General features: G+C 42.1%; 13 protein-coding genes. 4 read left to right on the top strand and 9 right to left on the bottom strand.

The features are described from left to right. Nucleotides 1–673 precede the first annotated feature (673 nt). From AC1DO4_RS03230 to AC1DO4_RS03245, 4 genes are all read left to right on the top strand, one after another. Nucleotides 674–1,282 (top strand): RNA polymerase sigma factor, encoded by a 609-nt coding sequence (locus tag AC1DO4_RS03230; protein ID WP_477412911.1) that lies wholly within the window; start codon nucleotides 674–676, stop codon nucleotides 1,280–1,282. Between the two features lie 101 nt (nucleotides 1,283–1,383). After that, on the top strand, nucleotides 1,384–2,586 hold the full coding sequence (locus tag AC1DO4_RS03235) for a FecR family protein (protein ID WP_477412913.1): 1,203 nt from the start codon (nucleotides 1,384–1,386) through the stop codon (nucleotides 2,584–2,586). 368 nt (nucleotides 2,587–2,954) lie between these two features. Next, nucleotides 2,955–6,227: a SusC/RagA family TonB-linked outer membrane protein gene (locus AC1DO4_RS03240; RefSeq protein ID WP_477412915.1), complete on the top strand. Its 3,273-nt coding sequence runs from the start codon at nucleotides 2,955–2,957 to the stop codon at nucleotides 6,225–6,227. A gap of 20 nt (nucleotides 6,228–6,247) precedes the next feature. Continuing rightward, nucleotides 6,248–7,810: a RagB/SusD family nutrient uptake outer membrane protein gene (locus AC1DO4_RS03245; protein ID WP_477412917.1), complete on the top strand. Its 1,563-nt coding sequence runs from the start codon at nucleotides 6,248–6,250 to the stop codon at nucleotides 7,808–7,810. A 322-nt stretch (nucleotides 7,811–8,132) separates the two neighbouring features. Here AC1DO4_RS03245 and AC1DO4_RS03250 read toward each other — a convergent pair whose 3' ends face one another. The 9 genes from AC1DO4_RS03250 to AC1DO4_RS03290 all read right to left on the bottom strand — a co-directional run bounded on the left by AC1DO4_RS03250 (nucleotide 8,133) and on the right by AC1DO4_RS03290 (nucleotide 18,179). Then, the gene (locus AC1DO4_RS03250) at nucleotides 8,133–8,573 is read right to left on the bottom strand and encodes a DUF2147 domain-containing protein (RefSeq protein WP_477412919.1); all 441 of its coding nucleotides are present in this window, start codon (nucleotides 8,571–8,573) and stop codon (nucleotides 8,133–8,135) included. Nucleotides 8,574–8,615: 42 nt separating this feature from the next. Then, nucleotides 8,616–9,617 carry an NADP-dependent oxidoreductase gene (locus tag AC1DO4_RS03255; RefSeq protein WP_477412921.1) on the bottom strand — a complete coding sequence of 334 codons (1,002 nt, stop codon included), beginning with the start codon at nucleotides 9,615–9,617 and terminating at the stop codon, nucleotides 8,616–8,618. A 43-nt stretch (nucleotides 9,618–9,660) separates the two neighbouring features. After that, nucleotides 9,661–10,617 carry an NADP-dependent oxidoreductase gene (locus AC1DO4_RS03260; RefSeq protein WP_477412923.1) on the bottom strand — a complete coding sequence of 319 codons (957 nt, stop codon included), beginning with the start codon at nucleotides 10,615–10,617 and terminating at the stop codon, nucleotides 9,661–9,663. Continuing rightward, a complete protein-coding gene (locus tag AC1DO4_RS03265) occupies nucleotides 10,614–11,387 on the bottom strand; it encodes an SDR family oxidoreductase (RefSeq protein WP_477412925.1) in 774 nt (257 codons plus the stop codon). Before AC1DO4_RS03265 ends, AC1DO4_RS03260 begins: the two co-directional genes overlap by 4 nt. A 23-nt stretch (nucleotides 11,388–11,410) precedes the next feature. Beyond that, the gene (locus tag AC1DO4_RS03270) at nucleotides 11,411–12,223 is read right to left on the bottom strand and encodes an SDR family NAD(P)-dependent oxidoreductase (protein WP_477412927.1); all 813 of its coding nucleotides are present in this window, start codon (nucleotides 12,221–12,223) and stop codon (nucleotides 11,411–11,413) included. 140 nt (nucleotides 12,224–12,363) lie between these two features. Continuing rightward, nucleotides 12,364–12,954, bottom strand: a complete 591-nt coding sequence (locus tag AC1DO4_RS03275) for a TetR/AcrR family transcriptional regulator (RefSeq protein WP_477412929.1) — start codon at nucleotides 12,952–12,954, stop codon at nucleotides 12,364–12,366. 175 nt (nucleotides 12,955–13,129) lie between these two features. Beyond that, nucleotides 13,130–13,711: a TetR/AcrR family transcriptional regulator gene (locus AC1DO4_RS03280; RefSeq protein ID WP_477412931.1), complete on the bottom strand. Its 582-nt coding sequence runs from the start codon at nucleotides 13,709–13,711 to the stop codon at nucleotides 13,130–13,132. 57 nt (nucleotides 13,712–13,768) lie between these two features. Next, entirely contained in the window at nucleotides 13,769–15,061 is a 1,293-nt protein-coding gene (locus tag AC1DO4_RS03285) for a TolC family protein (RefSeq protein WP_477412933.1), read from the bottom strand. Between the two features lie 10 nt (nucleotides 15,062–15,071). Then, nucleotides 15,072–18,179, bottom strand: a complete 3,108-nt coding sequence (locus tag AC1DO4_RS03290; RefSeq protein ID WP_477412935.1) for an efflux RND transporter permease subunit — start codon at nucleotides 18,177–18,179, stop codon at nucleotides 15,072–15,074. Nucleotides 18,180–18,182: the final 3 nt, after the last annotated feature.

Genomic DNA, 18,182 nt, shown 5'->3' on the forward strand with positions numbered 1-18,182 from the left:
GGATTGTGTAGCAGTCACCTGCTATAACTGCCGCCGCCTACGTCAAAAGCCCTTTTGCTTGAAACTAAGCCTTACGGGAGGCTGTTTAAAAAAGCGTTACAAATCAATAACCTGATTAGTACAAATCACAATTTGTAGATTAAAAAATTGAGGCATAAATTGGCATTTTGGCGCAAACAAAAAATCATGCAAATGTTTGATTTTGCAGGTTTTAACATCTTTTGATATTGTTTTCCGTAGCCCCCAAGGGGAGTTCTTAGAACACTTAATGGAGTTTTTGGAGGCTGTTGAACCAATTTTGAAAAATGAAAATAAGTTTTCAACGACCAATGTTTCTGCAAATTAATTAGTTTATATGATTCGAGATAGGATGGGGCTGGAAAATATGGAGCTATTGATTGCCAGGTTTTGGAATCAAAATCAAACCATTCCGAAACACTTCGACCAAGCTCATTTCCTAATTTGCAATGTGCATTTTTTAACTTGTTTTACGCAACTAAATGAATGTGCGGCACGGTGTAGAATGGTTAAGCCTCTGTTAACAATCGGGCTGGCGAGAAACCGGTAATAATAAACTAACCTAATAATCTACCCAAAGTGTTGTATTCTTGAAATAATTTACACATTTGTGTGTTATTGCATAAATTTAAACTCCAATTAGATAACCGATACTTTGCAGGGGAAGCCATTATATGATCCACAGGATATACGCGCCAGGGTAGCACTTGGGGATCAGCAGGCTTTTGCATTTTTTTTTAACTACCATTGGCCACAGGTTTATGGCACTGGTTTGAGGCTGACTAAATCACCTGAAAAAGCCCAGGATCTTGCCCAGGATATTTTCATTAAGCTTTGGGAAAATAAACACAAGCTAACCGAAGTAAAGGAAGAAGATGCCTACGTTTATATTTTATCGCGCAATGTTATTCTTGATTTTCTGCGTAAAAAGGTTTTCGATACCGAAAATATTGAAACCCTGATTGATTATTTTGAAGATAGCACCATTAGTCCGCAGGAGAAGCTGGAATATAACGAATTGGAAAATACGCTTAAATCCGCTATCGATCAATTGCCGGGAAAAGTGAAAGATGTGTTTGTGCTGAGCCGGGTTGATGGCCTTACCCATGAACAGATTGCCAAACAACTGGATATATCCATAGTATCCTCCAAAACCTATGTGGTAAGGGCCTTGCAGGATATCCGTAAATTTATGGCCCTACACACAGACAATACTGCCATCATTTTTGCCGCCGGAGCTATTTTGTACGGTATGTCAAAATAAATAAACAATTTCTTGTCTTACCCTACTGCTCTTTTCCGTCTTTAGTACCAGAATGCCCTGATTCATGCATGTTCGTAAGGGGTACTTCACATGCCAATAAGATGAACGAAGAAAGATTTAAAGCCTTATTTGAACAATATCTCAATGATAGCCTTCCACCCGGAGACCTTTTGGAACTACAGGGGGCTATCCAGGATGACCGCTATCAGGCATTATTTGATGATTTGCTTAAAAACGCATTTGAGGAGCCGGCTTTTGCAGAGGCAGATGGTGAGGCCAGGCAATCCGTTTTTAACGCCATCAGCACCAGGATAAACCAGCAGGAAGATACTGAATTAAGAAATACGGATAAAAGGCGTTTAATTCCTTACCGCTGGTTAACCGGTGCTGCGGCCTTGTTATTTATAGCTTTAGGTGCAGGATGGTTTTTTCTGCGGAATGATAATAAGCTGAACAACGATAAAGGGCAAAAAGAAAGCATTTATGCCCAGGATATCAAACCAGGCGTCAACAAAGCCACGTTAACCCTGGCAAATGGAAAAAAACTAATTCTTACTGATGCTCTCCATGGTCAGCTGGCCAATGAAGCCGGGGTTAAAGTAAGTAAAACAAAGCGAGGTGAGATTGTTTACACGATTGCCTCAGATGAGCATAGTGGTCAGCAGGTACTTCAATATAATACCCTGACTACAAAAAGAAGCGAACAGTTCCAGGTAATACTTCCTGATGGCTCCCATGTTTGGCTGGATGYCGCCTCTTCCTTGAAATATCCAGTGGCCTTTAAAGGAAATGAGCGCAAAGTAGAATTGACCGGACAGGGTTATTTTGAAGTAAGTCATAACGTGGCTATGCCCTTTATTGTAAAAACAGCCAAAACCGAAGTACAGGTATTGGGTACACATTTTAATGTTTCTGCATATGATGATGATCAGGATACCAAAACAACCCTGCTTGAAGGCGCTGTAATAATAAAAAGCAAGCAAGCGGCTGCTATGCTGAAACCTGGCGAACAAGCTGTTTTAAATGATCAGGGACAGCTAACAGTAAATAAAGATATAGATGCAGAAATGGAAATTGCCTGGAAGAACGGATTGTTTAATTTCAAAAAAGCCGGTATTGGGCAAATTATGGTCAAGGCATCACGCTGGTATGATATTAAGGTTGAATATGAAGGGAAAATTCCCAAGACAAAACTTACAGGACGAATGTCACGTAACCTAGATATTTCTGAGTTATTGGGAATATTACAATATGAGGGAATCAAATTACGGATAGAAGGAAAAACCATTATTGTTACTAATTAGGCAAAGGCTGGCTCATGAGAAGGTCAACCTGTTCAATGCCTGATGTAGCAGGCATATAATAAATAACCAATTATTCACTTTAAAACTAATTATGGAGAAAGAAATACGAAAGACCACCTAAAAAATGGGTACCCTTTAATGATGATGTACAGGATACCGGGTATAATTTACCTGTTATTGTGCAATCAATCTGTTAAATTAAAAAACCGGGGAGTGCTCTAACACTTTCCCGGCCAATATCTGGGTGCCAAACCATCAGAACTAACGAATTTAAATCTAACGTTTAACCCAAACTAACCAAAATTATGAAAATTAATTTAAAGTGCGCGGAAGCGACATGGCGCACTATGTCCAAAATTTTTCTGATTATGAAACTAACAATTGTCCTATTGATTGTAGGACTTGCGCAGGCAGGTGCAAAAAGCTATGCTCAGTTGATAACCCTTCATGAGAAGAATGTATCCATAGAAAAAGTTTTATTACAGATAGAAAAACAGAGCGGATATCATTTTATATACGATGACAATCTTGATATTCTTAAATCCAGAACTTTAAATATTAGTGTCGAAAAGCAAACTATCGGCAATGTTCTTGACCAGTGTTTCAATGGGATTCCGGTTAGTTACAAAATATTCCAAAAGACTATTGCTTTAAAAGAAGCAGAGCAATTACAAAGTGAAAAGCCGGTTATTGCTGTTCAAAAGATAAGTGGAACAGTTACAGATGACAAAGGTGCGCCATTGCCCGGTGCATCAGTTATGTTAAAAGATGCGAAAAAAGGTACAGTCACTAATGCTGTGGGCGAATTTTCGATTGATGCTAAGCCTGGCGATGTACTTGTCATTTCTTTCATAGGATTTCAAACCAGGGAGATTGTAATCGGTTCACAATCGAAAATTGAAATCAGGATGACTGCGCTCACCAATGCGTTAAATGAAATGGTTGTTGTAGGCTACAGCACTACAAGCAAACACAAACTCACCAGCGCCGTAGTTACAGTATCTGGCGACGAACTGAACAAAAGGGTGGCCACCTCTCCTTCAACTTTACTACAGGGAAAGCTTCCTGGTTTACAGGTTCTTCAGGGTTCGGGTGAGCCGGGAGCCGAAAATGTCCAGCTTACAATCAGGGGCACCGGTACCTTCAGTGGTGCAGGGTCAAATCCTTTGGTTATTGTGGACGGGCTTCCCGGGAGCCTGGATGTGCTCAACGCGAATGATATAGAGTCGATCTCGGTATTGAAGGACGCATCATCTGCCGCGATTTATGGATCACGCGGTGCGAACGGTGTAATTGTGGTAAAAACCAAAAGAGGCAAAGCCGGCAGTCTTTCTGTTCAGTACACCTACAATTTCGGGATTTCCAATGCCACGAAGCTTCCGGATCTGGTAACTAATTCCGCCACCTATATGCAATTATCCAATGAAGCACGCACCAATTCTTCGTTGGCGCCATTGTATACGCAAGCTCAGATCGATTTGTATCAAAATGCAACTGACAGAGTGAAATATCCTAACCACAACTGGCTAAACGATATCTTTCGCACCGCATATACGCAAAATCACTACCTGAACATGAGCGGAGGTAAAGATAGCACGACTTACAGTGTTGGTATCGGTATCACCAATCAGCCAGGTGTTATGAGAGGATTCGACTATAAAAAATATACGCTTTCCCTGGGGTTAAATTCGAAACTTAACAAGAGAATAACCTTTGGAAGTGATATACAGATGCGCTATGGCAAAAAGCTCACCCCTGAAAATGGTGCAAGTGACCAGTTTCTTTCTGCTCTGGCGCAATCTCCTTTGTATCCGGCGCAGGCGAATGGAAAATGGATAAAGAAAGCCTATTCAAATGAGCTGGGCAATAAAAACCCGGTGGCTATTGTGGATGAAAACATCCGAACCCGGGGGGATGACAAATATATACAGGGTAACCTATCGCTGGATATTGATCTTTTCAAGGGACTGAGATGGGAGAATAAGGCAGGATTTAATTACGGTATTTATAAATTCAATGATTTCAGACCGATTATACCTACTTATTATTATAGTGACATGAGCCCCGCAGGGAATCTCGATGACGGATCCCCTGGCTTGAATGTAGGCAATTCGGACAATTTATATACCGTTTATTACAGCCAGCTGACCTATAAAAAAAGTATCGGAGCCCATAATTTTTCTGCATTTGCAGGCTTTCAGCAGGAAAAAAACACGGCCAGCAACATCAATGCATCAAGAACTCAATATGTAACAAATTTCCTGAGAGAACTTGATGCGGGGCCCTCAGACGGACAGACGAACGGAGGCACATCTTCGGCATGGGCGATCAGTTCTTTATATGGTAGCGCCAATTATGATTACGAGGATAAATATTTGCTCGGCGCCAGCATCAGGTATGATGGAACATCCAGGTTGCCATCTGATACCCGTTATGGAACGTTTTACTCATTTTCAGGTGGATGGAGAATTTCAAAGGAAAATTTCCTGACAGATATTTCCTGGTTAAATGACCTTAAGGTCCGCGGTTCCTGGGGGCAATTGGGTAATCAGAATATCGGAACATATCCCTATCAATCCACATTGTCGGGCGCTAATTATGCTTTTGGCGGCACAGTTACTTCTGGTTTTGTTTCAAATACGCTGGTTGACCCAAACCTAACCTGGGAAACTACCCGGGTAGCTGATGTAGGTCTTGATATGACTGCATTTAATAATAAGCTGGTTGTCTCTGCAGATTATTTTAATAAATATACCTTCGATATTTTAAGGGGTTCACAGGTGCCTTACTACATCGGTTTGAACGCTCCTACAATAAACGATGGCGCCCTCAGGAATAAAGGCTTCGAATTTGCCGTTCAGTACAATGACAGGATTGGTAAAGATTTTACCTATACCGTAGGATTAAACCTGCAAACCTACAAAAACAAGCTTGAGAGATATGGATCAAAAGATATCAGCGACCATACCATCAGGGAAGAAGGGCATGAACTCGATGCCTATTACATGTATGTTTGGGATGGTATATTCCAAAGTCAGGCAGAGATTGACAATTCTCCAAAACAAGCTGTTACACCAACTCCAGGGGACTTAAAAATAAGGGACGTAAACGGTGACGGGAAAATAGATGCCAATGACCGGACCTATGTAGGGGGCAAATTTCCATCCTATCAATATTCGGCCAATTTGGGTGCCGGCTACAAGGGATTCGACTTTAGTGCGCAGATATATGGTTCCCAGGGGCAGAAGGCATATGTTAACGGGTGGGGAATCGAGCCTTTCAGGCAGGGCTCTGTACCAACAACAGCCTGGCTGAACCGCTGGACACCAACCAATCATACAAACACGATGCCTAAGATATACGTAGCAGACGGCTATGCACCTGTGCAGAATTATCCTTCTACTTATTTCTTAAAGGACGCTTCCTTCATCCGGTTGAAAAGTTTACAGCTCGGATATACTTTGCCAACAGCAATATTGAATAAGATCTCAATTAAAAGCCTCCGCGTTTTTGTAGCTGCCGACAACGTTTTCACCATCAGTAAATATCCGGGTTTGGATCCTGAGCGTGTTGGAGACGGTAACTATGTAACCTATCCACAGAACAGGACAATAACCTTTGGTGCATCCATTAAACTTTAACCCAATTAAAGAATACAATTATGAATCATTACAATAAGTATATATTCATGCTGATTATGTTATCAGTCATGCTGGCATCTTGCAAGAAAAGTTCTTTGAACCTTAATCCGCCTGATAAATTATCTACACAGAGTTTCTGGAAATCTGAAAGTGATGCGGACCTGGCTTTAACCGGATGCTACAACTTTTTATATGCCTCAGGAGGAGGCTATTCTACTTCGCAATACCAGGTGGTGGCCTGGGATAATTTCAGCGATAACTCATATGGGCAATATAATTACGGAGGCGGAACAAGCGCGTTATCTTCCGGTCTTTCAGCCGGCGTTTTTGACACCTATAATCTTTTCCAGTCATCTTACTATGTTAATAATTATAAAGCTATAGCATCTATTAATTATTTCCTGGCTAATGTGGATAAAGTGCTTACAGGTGATAAACTTAAGCAATACAAAGGCGAAGCTTATTTCCTGCGTGCCTTTAATTACTATTGGCTCGCGGTGTTATACGGCAATGTTATTATAACAACAGCCGATCCATACACCCTTGACTATACTAAACACATGGCTAAATCAAGCAGGGCAGATGTTTTGAAGCAGGTTGAAGCAGATCTGGATCTGGCAATTGCTGGTTTACCCGACGTTTCTTACAGCAGCGGACATGCAGTTAAAGGTGCAGCGAAAGGTTATAAAGTGAGAGCGCTGTTATTTGAGAAAAAGTATACAGAGGCCGCCGCCCTCGCCAATGAAATTATAACCGGCGGAAAGTTTTCTCTGAACACTTCCTATCCTGGAAACTTCTATAAGCCGGCTCAAAACAGCAGCCCCGAAATTATGTTCTCGGTAAAATACCAGCTTCCGAACCTGTCCCATCAGGATAACGGAATCAGCGTTCCGTTACAGCGTTGGAAAGGTGAACTGGGTACACAGGACCTCGTTAACGAATATGAGGCCGCAGATGGTAAAGACACAACCGGTTCTGCCGTCTATGTCAAGGGGAAACCTTATGATAACAGGGACCCGCGAATGCGTATGACCTTATTCTTTCCTGGTGATACCAAAGCTCAGGGATGGCCATTCACAGGATCCTATGCCGTGGCTACGCCTGGAAAAGATTCCTGGATTGTCGGCTACTACCCGGTGCGGAAATGGCTTGACCCTACGTTAATAGATCCTGACTACGGAGCAAAAGGTGATAATGATTTTGTTTTACTCCGTTACGCAGATATTTTACTGATGTATGCGGAAGCGCAAAACGAAGCTTCCGGGCCGGATGCAAGTGTTTACAATGCAGTAAACCTGGTCAGGGCGCGGGTTAATATGCCCGCATTGCCTGCCGGTTTATCACAGGCACAGTTAAGGGAAAGAATCCGCCATGAACGGCGGGTGGAATTTGCCCTGGAGGGAACACGTTACTTCGATCTAAGGAGATGGGGTATCGCGACGCAGAAATTGAACGGGTTTGTTCAAAACCCATTATTCCCTGCTGTAAAAACAAAATATGCCGACAATTATGATTTCTGGCCTATTCCTCAGCCGGAAATTGACAGAAATGCGCCCGAACTCGTGCAAAATCCCGGGTATTAATTGGTAAACTGTTAAAGAAACAAGGGGTGCCTCTTTTATGGCGCCCCTTGTCTTTTTGAACCATCTACGGAAAAGGTTCAGATAGAAGCCCTGAGTCTATTCTTAACTAATGGAAAAAAACTGGTTCAAAATCCGATTATGCCTTAATCATTCTTCTTTCCCATGCAACCCAGGAGAAAGAGATTTAAAACCTTTATCTAATACAACCGGCAAATGAATGTTTACATATTTCTTTGATTTGGCTGTAGTAAACAGCCAAGTGCCGTAAACAAAATGGAATCTCCAAAAGACACACATTGTACATTCCGATAGGAACAAAGTATTACTTTACCCTTTCCCAAACACTTGTCCTGCCAAATAGGGATACACCAACGTATCCGCGGATGTTCAGTTTACTATCCTTTAGTTTCAAGGTACAACTGTATGTTTTGCCGCTATAAGGATCGTAGATCTGACCACCATCCCAGGCTTCATCATGATAGGTAAAATCGTTGAGCATGATTAGATCTTTGAGGTTACGTGACCTTAATTTTTCATCTTTGTTTTTAACATCTTTCCGGGAAGTAGTTCCATCCGGTTCGTACATCGTTTTGCCCCAGATCAGCTTGCCATAATACTTTCCTTCTGCTTTATAAACATCAATTTTACCCGTCTTATCTTCGCTCAGCCAAACGCCTAAGATCTTATCGGCTTCGGGAGTTTGTGCAAAAGTTTTTGCTACTATAAAAAGGCATAGCAATAATATTATTCTTATTTTTTTCATTATTATGTGGGTTTAAGACATTGAGTTGAACATGCAACAACTTTATTTAATTTTAATAACGACTTTTCCTTTAGCCCGTCCGCTCTCAACATAAGTGATCGCTTCCTTGATCGATTCGAACGGGAAAACTTTATCTATCACCGGTGTTATTGCGCCAGTATTTATGAGAGCGGTAATTTCTTTTAACTGAGAACCGTTTGCTTTCATGAATAGAAAAGAAAAGCGCACATTAAGCTTTTTTGCTTTTCTCCTTACTCCAAAGCTCAAAAGGCGCATGATTAATTTCACAAACCAGGGAGCTCCGATTTCTGCCGCAAAGTCAGGATCAGGCGGGCCGGAGATCGAGATGAGTTTTCCACCTGGTTTCAAAACATTGAGCGACTTTTCGAGCGTCTTTCCGTCCTGGCTATTTAAAACCAGGTCGTAACCGTTCAGAAGTTTCTCAAAGTCATCTTTCTTATAGTTAATAACAACATCTGCACCAAGGCTTTTTACTAACGAGGTATTGGTTGCACTTGTGGTTGTAGCCACTGTAGCACCTAAGTGTTTCGCCAGTTGAATAGCAAATGTGCCTACACCGCCGGAACCCGCCTGGATGAAAACTTTTTGCCCTTTCTTCAGGTTCCCTTTTTCAATCAGTGCCTGCCAGGCGGTCAGGCCCACCAGGGGGATGGATGCGGCTTCTTCCATGCTCAATTTCTTTGGCTTAAGCGCAATATCGGCTTCCTTAATCGCTATGAACTCGGCAAATGTGCCAATGTGATGATCCGCCGGCCGGGCGTAAACCTCGTCTCCAACTTTAAATTGTTGAACACGTGCCCCAACTTTGGTTACAACACCTGCCACATCATGACCTAAAACAAACGGTGTCTTATACGGCAAAATGAGTTTGAATTCCCCGTTTCTGATTTTGGAATCCAGGAGGTTGAGAGCTGTGGCATGTACTTCTATCAATACTTCATCCGGTTGTGGTACAGGAACGGGTATTTGCCCAATGCGGCCACCGTCCTTGCTTTTGTATTTGTCAATGATGAATGCTTTCATTTTTTAATTTGTTTATGATTTTTATCCTTTAGATCTGCTTTAGCTAAGACTTAATATTTACTACAATTTTGCCAACAGTCCTGCCTTTTTCTAAATACAAATGAGCCTCACCCATCTCCTCAAAAGAAAATGTTTTAGAAACGTGCGATTTCAATATTCCTTTTTCCATTAACTGTGCAATTTCCAACATATCAGTGCCTGATGATGCTACAAGTGCAAATGATAGATCCACACTTTTTGATTTTGCGTTATCAATATCTTCGTTGGAAATATTTGATGATGAAATTGTAACAATAGTTCCGCCCGTTTTTGTTACATCAATTGCTTTGGAAATAATATTTCCATCAGTAACTGTATTTAGCACAAAATCAGCTTCAGAAACTAACTCCGAAAAATTTTCTGTTACGTAATCTATGTGTTTATCTACGCCATTTTGCAAAACAAATTCTTTGTTTTTTGCTGATGAAGTGCCGTATACATAAGCTCCAAAATGTTTGGCTATTTGTGTAGCATAGTGCCCTACGCCACCGGAAGCACCGAGAATTAACACTTTGTCTCCTTTTTTAACGTTTCCTTTTTTTACTAAAGTTTGCCAGGCCGTAAGTGCAGCAAGGGTAGCTGATGCCGCTTCCTGGTAAGAAATATTGGCGGGCTTTAAAGTTAAATGCATTGATGGAACTGCGACAAATTCTGCATAAGCATTTCCTTTTCCAGGGAAATTCGCCATCCCAAAAACAGCATCACCTATTTTAAAATCGGATACATTTTCTCCAACTTCAACTATTGCTCCCGATAAATCCCAACCTAAAATTACTGGTCGCTCTTCTCCCAAAATCCAGGATAATGCACCACTGTTTGACCTTGCTTTATAGTCGACAGGATTAATACTTAATGAAATTGTTTTTACCAACACCTCATCACTTTTAATTGTTGGCTTTGACATATCTATATATTTTAGATTATCAACATCGCCTGCTTCATTTAAAATTATTGCTTTCATTTTTCATTTTTTAAAAGTTCATTACTTTTTTTGGGATTAAGTATATTAAATGCAGTTTTCGGAAAAAACCTGTTGATCAAACTAAATAGTTTTGCATCGCCTACTTTTATAGTGTAATTGTCTTTTGCTAAACCGTAAATAAGACCTTTTACCATTTTCTCCGGGGATATTTTTTTATCGTTTCTTTCTGCAGTCATCTCTGTTGCAACAAGTGGCGGGATCAGTTCAAATATTTTTACTTTACTCCCGATAATTTTTAAATGTTCACGTAATGATATAGTATAGAAGGCCAGTGCTGTTTTTGATGAAGAATAGGTAGCCTCAATTAGGGAAGGAGCCAGACTCAGTATTGAGGTAGTGTTGATTATCGCCCCATCATTTCTGGATTTAAGCATATCCAAAAAAATATTATTCAGTCTTATTACACCCAAATAATTAACTTCCATTTCGTAGGCAGCACCTTCAAGATGTTTGTCATTTGCGAAACCTAGATTTGATGGTGGAACGAGCACAGCAGCATTATTATACAAGATGTCAATACCGCCCAATTCTTTTACTTTATTAAAAAGAGCTTTTACATCTGCCTCATTTCCGGCATCGCTTTGTATAGCAGTTAGGGCCGGATATGTTTTTTGGGCCGCATCCAGTTTCGCCTGGTTTCTGCCGGTGATGATCACACTGGCACCATTGGCTAAAAATTGTTTGGCTGCTTCCAGCCCGATACCTGATGCACCACCCGTGATCAATACCGTTTTTCCTTTTAATTGCATGATTTTAATTTTTGATGTTAATTCTATTTTGAAGCGTTAATAGATTTCAGAATGGATTTCTCAAACACCTTATAAGCGAAATGCTGAAGCAGGAGTGCGATTGAAGATCCTTTGCCGACAGGGTAACTAAACTTTGGATTTTTTTCCTCCACTATTTGCAGCAAGGTATTGATGACAGGCGTAGGTTCGGGTGCCTTATCCAATGTCTCTTTGGTAAACGCGGTTACCTTTTGGCGGAACAGATCATAGTCCTTGATCGTTCCTGCTGCAACAGTTCCACTTTCGCCGATACTGGTTTTAAAACTCATCGGCTCAACCATAACCACCTTGATGTTAAACTGGTTCAATTCAAACCGAAGTGCTTTAAAATAACCTTCGAGGGCATGTTTGGAAGCCGCGTAGTAGGCCGCATTTGGAAGACTCACTAAACCCAGCAGGGAACCAAGTGTGATTATTTTTCCATGTTTTTGCTTCCTGAAGTAGGGTAGCAGCTCGTTAGTTAATTTGATGGTTCCCCAAAAATTGGTTTCAAACTGCTGCCTGCCTAACTCAATAGGGGTTTCCTCGGCAAGTCCGTTTACTAAGGAACCTGCATTGTTGATAAGCACATCCAATGTTTTGATCAGGCTGAACAACTGCTTGCCAAAAGATGCTATAGAATGGTCATCATTCAAATCCAACGGCAGTAGCTTAAATGGTAATTTTGCCTGGTGTTTTTCCGGATTTCGGCTTGTGCCGATTACCTGGTAGCCGTTTTCGTGGAGCTTGTTGGCGACAAGCAGCCCGATGCCCGATGAGGCACCTGTGACTAATATTGTTTTTCCTTTTAATTCCATGATTTTTTTATTTTAGACTTTTTAGTATATTTTATGACAATTTTGTACTTTTTATTTACTTAATTATTGAGGATGTATTTATGCTTTGTTTTTAGTGGCGTTTACATAAAAGACTTTTTAGTATATTTTATATTAAAAAATCATATTGCATAACTTTCCAATTCCGCTTTCAGGCTTCTGAGCAAACCAGCCATCGGTTTTGCCGTGTTCATCGCCCTGCACATGACAACGGCTCCTTCAACCGCAGCCACCGCTTTGAATGCATAAACAGCCGGGTCAAGTTTATCAGAAAATTCACCGTCGGTGATGCCTTGATTTAAAATGCTAACAAATATTTCCTGCCCATGGCGAATGACACCGGCTATCTTTTCTTTAATGGCTGGAAAGTTATCATCGGATTCCACCGCAATGTTAAATACAGGACATCCGCCTTTAAGGTAAGTATTCAAAGGATCTTTATAAAAATCGAGAAAAGCAAATACCTTAGCCTTCGCTGTTTTACCCTTGCTGATGGTCAGCAGCATTTTTTCGCCGTTAGTATTCAGCATGTGGTCAACAACCTGCAGGGCCAGGTCTTCCTTGCCTTCAAAATGACCGTAAAGACATCCTTTAGTTAATTTTGTGGCAGCAAGCACGTCGTCTATATTCGCACCGGATATCCCTTTCTGATTAAAGATAGGGGCTGCTGTTTCCAGGATAAATTGTTTTGTTCTTTCCGCTTTAGTAAGCATGTTCATAAATTTTACGATACAAAAATATACTAAAAAGTTTAATTAAAAAGACTTTTTAGTATATTTTGTTCTTTATGATATGAAGATGACAGTAATTGCAATCCAGGAGATTAACCAAAATATCACATAGTGGTATGGGCTGCGCAGCAAAAATTTACAACAAGACCGTTTGCTTTTACTTATTATAGTTCGAGAAGAGGCGATGCCCCTCCTTAGTAATTATACCGTTGATAAATAGTTTGAGCGCTTCAAATATATCAGCCTGGGACTTTAAATGATTAAACAGATAAAAGTCTGTTACCGAAACGTAGATGCCGGCTGTGACCGGGACATCCAGGCCCGGCCGATAGATCCCCTTTGCAATGCCGTCTGATAAATTTGATTCAATGATCATCTTCAGGTAATTGCTTTTAAATTCATGAAGCGCTCTCAGCGCCCTGGGGTACCTTTTTAACATTAGCTCGTTAAAAAGGTACCTCAAGGCGATCAAATGTTTGAAAAGACCCTGTTGAAGAACCAACTCCTGTACCGGATCATCAGAGGCATCGATATTTGAGCTGATGATACTTTTAGATTGCCCGATCAACTGGTCAACTACAGTTTCGACAAGGATTGCTTTATTGGCAAAAAATTGATAGACGGTTTTCTTTGACATGCCGGATGCCTTCGCCAGTTCATCCATCGTTACACTGATTATACCATGATTGATAAAAAGCTCAATAGCATGATCAATCAGATGTTTTCTTTTATCTTCCATTTGGTTGCTTTAGTTGTTGCTTCCAACGCCTCAAGGATGCTATTTTTCAAGCCGGCTTTAGGGTTGATTTTCGGTTTTCGCGGTAACATAATTATATATGGCAGACCTCACATAAAAATCAGCAAATGCAGTAGCAACAGTACTTGAAGCTTGCTGGAAAGCAGTCTGGGCATCCAATACCTCAGAGATTGTAGCCAAACCGGCTTTGTAATTATCCTGGTTAACCTTCAGGTTTTCGGTAGCCTGCTCCAGGTTATCCTTTGCGTAGCTAATCTGCGTAAGCTGATCCTGCATATCATACCAATAGCGTATAATACCTATCCTCAGCTGGTTTTGTCCATCGCGGAAATCATTTTGAGCTATTTGCTCATTGATTCTTTGCTTCCGCATCTTTTGCTTGCCCCGGCCCCATAAACCGCCGGAGATGGGAATGCTCAAGGTAACAAAGCTGGCCGGTGCAAAGTTACTCCCGATCCCGCTGTTGACCGATCCCGTCTGCGATGCACTTAAACCTACTGCCAGACTCGGAAGGTTGTCGCCGTTAGCTAACCGGGTCTGTAGCTTTTCACCGGCTATACGTTTGGTCAATAACTGGTAATTAGCATTACGGTCCAGGTTAGTATCGGGCTGCAAGGCAGGTAATACCGGGATGCTTTTTTTATTAAGTGTGTCCTGCATCACCATAAGTGAATCAAAGGCAATACCGGTATACATGGAAAAATCCAGCAGGGCCACCCGGCGGCCGTTCTGCAGCTTGCTTTTGTTAACCAGCAACTGGCTAAGCTGAACTTTTACTTTCAGCAGATCGTTCCGGGCAATCAACCCGGATGCCAGCATATCCTTTTGCGTTTTCAGCACCGCGTTAAGCAATGCTTCATTGACCAGTATGGTTTTCTGCTGTTCCTGTATGTTTACCAGGTTCCAGTATTTCTGCTCGGTCAGCAGTATCACAGAATCTGCTGATTGTTTTTTCCTGATCTGGCTGACCTGTAGCTGCAATGCCGCTAACTGGTTACCCGTTTTAATTTTACCGCCGGCATAAAGGGATTCTGTACCGGTTACGCCAAACAGGTAAAAATTATTGATGCCTTTTTCTAATAATGGCGGCGCGGCCGATACGAAATCTTTAAACCCGAATAAACCCACGCCGGTTGCGCTAACCGATGGGAGGTAATCTGACTTGGCTGCAGCTACATCAGTTTTGGCTGAGCTTATCCTCAGTTCACCATTTTTTAAAGCGTAACTGTAGGCTATGGCAGCCTGCTTACTTTCCTGCAGGGATATGATATGCTGCTGGCCCCCGGCCTGCAGACATGTAAAAATAAATATTGAAATTAGGAATATTTTCATGATAATGAGCTTATGCGTTTACAAGTTCCGGTGTTTTGTTTTCCGGTATTTTTTGATCCTCCTTGCGGAAAAACAGCCAATACAGCGTTGGCAGCACGAATAAGGTCAGCAACATGGATAACAGTAACCCGAAACAGATCACCGTACCCAGCGGTCCCCATAAAGATGACCTGCTGATCACCATCGGGATCACACCCACAGCCGCTGCCGAAGAGGTTAAAAAGATCGGCCGCATCCTGCGTTCGGCAGAAAGTTTAGCAGCTTCAAAAACAGATTTGCCCTCATGTAATCGTAGCTCTTCTGCAAAATCTATCAGGATGATACCATTACGCACTACAATTCCGCAAAGTGCCAGCAAACCAAGGAATGAGGTAAAGCCAAACGGGTAGCCCATGATCAGCAAGCCGGAAGAAGCGCCCAATAAGCTTAATGGCATAGTGGTAATACTTAAGAGGGCATGTTTAAGATGTTTAAAGTGCCACAATAAAATCAGGAATATAAATATGATACTTACACCAAGCGCGGTACCCATCGGGCCCTGGTTCTCTCCCTGCAATTCCAGTTCGCCCCCGTAACGCAATTCCACTCCTGCGGGAAGTTTTATTTTTTCGATGGCCGGTTGCAGGTCAAGCAATACGGCATTGGCAACAGCTTCCTGGGTTACGTCCATACGTACCGTCAGCGTACGCACACTGTTCCTGCGGGCAATCTGGCCATCATTCCACTCCGGGTTTACGTCGGCTACCTGCCTTAGGGGTATCAGAGATTTTGTTTGCGGGGACACGATATTCAGGTCACGCAATGCCGACAAATCACTCCTGGAAGCTTTCGGCGATTTGATCTTGACGTCAACCGCGTAATTGTTTTCCCAAACCTGTGTGGCCGTAATGCCTTCTGAATGCATGGCTACCGCATTGGCAATATCGCTCTTGCTTAATCCAAACCGTGCAGCTTCCGCTGTTTTTACATCTATTTTAAGGGTTGGCTGTATCTCGTTATAATCTGTCCGTGCCCAGGTAACCTGTTTATGCGTTTTACCAATGGCTAAAACCTGGTTAGCTACCTGTTTTAAGGCTGGAATATCATTTCCGCTGATCCTTACCTCGATAGGTGCCAACGCGTTGATCATGTTTAATTGTTTCATCCGCACATAAGCAGCAGGAAACAGGTTACTGTATTTATGCTGATAGTCAACAATCACCTCTGCGGTGGCGTCTTCAGATACTGTTTTGATCAAGATCTGCGCATAATTTTTTGACGGGAGATTTGGCGCATATACCGAGTGGAAACGCGGTGAACTGCTGCCGATAAAACTGGTATAATTAAGGATACGTTTATCCTGCTTTAATATCTTTTCCATTCCCTTCACCACGCTGTCTGTTTGCGAAAGCCTGTAGCCCGATGGCAGGTAGATCTCCATAGCAAATTGGTTTCGCTCTACTTTAGGGAATAACTGCTGCGGCAATACACCCATAATGCTTATACCGATCACTACCGACAGCACCGCAAAAAAAACGGTTAGCTTGTAGTGTTTCATAGAATTACCAATATGGCTATTAAAGAAATCCTGCAATCTGTCAAGGAAAGATCTTTTTTCATCTGCCTTATTATGCAGCAAGCCTTTTTTGATGAACAGCGTATTGAAAAATGGCACCACCATCATGGAGATTATCAGCGACAGTGTCAAAGCGATCATGATGGTTACCGGGAACAGGCGGATAAAATCTTTTGCCGTACCGGTCATAAAAAATGCCAGCGGTACAAAAGTCGCCGATATGGCCAGCGTAGCAGTAAACACCGATGGAAACAATTCCTTGGCGCTGCTAATGGCGGCTTCCCAAACAGACATGCCGTGGTCCAGCTTTTCTACGTGGTTATCAATTACCACAATAGGGTCGTCAACCACAATCCCCAACACCACGATCAACGCGGCAAGCGTAACGGTATCCAGCTCTATGCCTGCCATATACATAATACCCAGCGTTGCGGCTATAGTAATCGGTATAGTTGCTGCAGCAACCGCGGCAACCCTAAAGGGCAGCAACAGCAATGCAACGCACACCACGCCGATAAGCGCAAAAGCAAACTCTTTCATAAAGTGGCTGATTGAATCATCCACCACCTCCGGCTGATCAGCCAGTTTTACCAGTTGAATATCGGGCGGCAGGTGCTGCTTTACTTTTTCGATATGCTCTTCCAGTTCCTTACCAAACTGGACAATGTTTTTACCTGTAATCATCTCCAGCGATATCACGATGGATTTGGTACCGTTGGAGGTTACATAGCTGTCCGGCTCATCGTATTCACGTTTCAGCGTAGCCACATCGCGCAGGCGTACCGAGTTGCCGTTGGCATCCTGCCTGATGATCTGCTCGGCAAGTTCAGCTTCGGTTTTATAGTATGTGCTTAAATGAATAGGCTCATCTACCACCTTTCCTTCTACTTTACCGGTGGCATTAATTGCGCCTTCGTTTTGGAGCACCTGCATTACATTATTAACCGATACCCCTTTTTGAAGCAGTTTATTATTATCTACATAAATGGTGATCTGCTCGTTCAGGTTGCCGGTATGGGATATCTTGGCAACATCCTGTACCTGCCTTAATTCTGCCTCTATATCTTCTACATTACGGAGCAGTTCTTTGTAGGGCCGAGTCTTGGATTCTACGGACAAAAGCATGGCAGAGGTATTGCCGAAATCACTGTCGATATAAAACCCTTTAACTTCTTTAGGAAGCTGGCTTTGCAGTATAAGCATCCCGTTTTTGATCTTATTCCAAAACGCTTTGGTTTGGATGGCATTTTGGTTATCCGCTACTTCAACAAAGATGTACATCACGCCATCCCGCGAAAAGGAGTAAGTTTTTTTCTTGTTAACCTCGTTGTTGCTAAAAAGGTATTCTTCTACTTTTTTAGTCAGCTGCTCTTCTACCTGTTTGGATGAAGCGCCCGGATATTGCCCGACAATAAGGCCCTGCCTGATGGTGAAATCCGGGAATTCGTTTCGTGGCATATTGAAAAGCCCGGATAAACCAAGCAGTACGAGTATGGCCGAAAGCGCAAGCGGGAATACATGGTACTCCATTGCCCATTCAATTAAATTTGAGTTCTTTTTCATGAT

It is taken from the genome of Mucilaginibacter sp. P5_A6 (assembly GCF_056400585.1).

Bases quoted from the DNA above. Each gene is read 5' to 3' on its own strand.
- AC1DO4_RS03240 (WP_477412915.1), top strand. From the start codon at position 2,955: ATGAAACTAACAATTGTCCTATTGATTGTAGGACTTGCGCAGGCAGGT.
- AC1DO4_RS03245 (WP_477412917.1), top strand. From the start codon at position 6,248: ATGAATCATTACAATAAGTATATATTCATGCTGATTATGTTATCAGTC.
- AC1DO4_RS03250 (WP_477412919.1), bottom strand. From the start codon at position 8,573: ATGAAAAAAATAAGAATAATATTATTGCTATGCCTTTTTATAGTAGCA.
- AC1DO4_RS03255 (WP_477412921.1), bottom strand. From the start codon at position 9,617: ATGAAAGCATTCATCATTGACAAATACAAAAGCAAGGACGGTGGCCGC.
- AC1DO4_RS03260 (WP_477412923.1), bottom strand. From the start codon at position 10,617: ATGAAAGCAATAATTTTAAATGAAGCAGGCGATGTTGATAATCTAAAA.
- AC1DO4_RS03265 (WP_477412925.1), bottom strand. From the start codon at position 11,387: ATGCAATTAAAAGGAAAAACGGTATTGATCACGGGTGGTGCATCAGGT.
- AC1DO4_RS03270 (WP_477412927.1), bottom strand. From the start codon at position 12,223: ATGGAATTAAAAGGAAAAACAATATTAGTCACAGGTGCCTCATCGGGC.
- AC1DO4_RS03275 (WP_477412929.1), bottom strand. From the start codon at position 12,954: ATGCTTACTAAAGCGGAAAGAACAAAACAATTTATCCTGGAAACAGCA.
- AC1DO4_RS03280 (WP_477412931.1), bottom strand. From the start codon at position 13,711: ATGGAAGATAAAAGAAAACATCTGATTGATCATGCTATTGAGCTTTTT.
- AC1DO4_RS03285 (WP_477412933.1), bottom strand. From the start codon at position 15,061: ATGAAAATATTCCTAATTTCAATATTTATTTTTACATGTCTGCAGGCC.
- AC1DO4_RS03290 (WP_477412935.1), bottom strand. From the start codon at position 18,179: ATGAAAAAGAACTCAAATTTAATTGAATGGGCAATGGAGTACCATGTA.